We start from the raw sequence: 211 nt of genomic DNA, 5'->3' as shown, positions 1-211 counted from the left end.
ACGGTGATGTTCTACGGTGACAACGGCCTTAATTATATGATGACCCGCGCGGCAACCGACAACCCGGCCGAACTGGACGAAGACGCCGGAACGGTGACAGCGAACTTCATCGGTCAGCAGTGTGTGAAGGTGTAAGCGATGGCAGAACTGACTTTCACCCTGCCGCACGGTCTGCTCACCGGCAAAGGCACCACGGACGAAACGCTTCACA

Annotated in this window: 1 protein-coding gene; it reads left to right on the top strand. The window is 57.3% G+C overall.

Translation table 11 applies throughout. The annotated features are described in order from the left end of the window. The first annotated feature begins 6 nt into the window (after positions 1–6). Positions 7–135, top strand: a complete 129-nt coding sequence (locus GTGU_RS23865; protein ID WP_281173007.1) for a phage tail tube protein — start codon at positions 7–9, stop codon at positions 133–135. Positions 136–211: the final 76 nt, after the last annotated feature.

It is taken from the genome of Trabulsiella guamensis ATCC 49490 (genome assembly GCF_000734965.1).
In the GTDB taxonomy this organism is placed as follows: domain Bacteria; phylum Pseudomonadota; class Gammaproteobacteria; order Enterobacterales; family Enterobacteriaceae; genus Trabulsiella; species Trabulsiella guamensis.
The sequence above is the reverse complement of the archived record's forward strand: the minus strand, read 5'-3'. Positions and strand labels throughout refer to the sequence as shown.